Origin of the sequence: Streptomyces sp. URMC 126 (assembly GCF_051386555.1) — a bacterium.
Taxonomy (GTDB): domain Bacteria; phylum Actinomycetota; class Actinomycetes; order Streptomycetales; family Streptomycetaceae; genus Streptomyces.
The window spans coordinates 1-269 of sequence record NZ_JBPQTX010000896.1 but is presented as its reverse complement, the minus strand read 5'-3'; the positions used below and the strand labels follow the sequence as shown (position 1 = coordinate 269).

At 70.6% G+C, this 269-nt stretch carries 1 protein-coding gene; it reads left to right on the top strand.

Annotation, left to right across the window (positions count from 1 at the left end):
* Positions 1-269 (top strand): putative T7SS-secreted protein (locus ACSNOK_RS34390; RefSeq protein WP_436784650.1); only part of this gene is annotated, 269 nt, incomplete at both ends.

Sequence of the window (269 nt, the reverse complement as noted above, 5' to 3'; positions counted from 1 at the left end):
GGGCTGGACTCCTCGGGGATCAGGGGCGAGGCGGCCGACGCCTTCAGGACGAAGGCGGCCGAGGAGCCTCCCCGGTGGTTCAAGGCGGCCGACGCGTGCGAGAAGGCCGCGGGCGCCTTGGAGGACTTCGCCGACACCGTGGAGTGGGCGCAGGGCCGGGCCAAGGAGGCGATCACAAAGTACAAGGCCGCCGTCAGGGCCTCCGAGGACGCGCGGACGGCGCACAACGAGAAGGTCGACGCGTACAACAAGGCCGTCGACGCCTACAA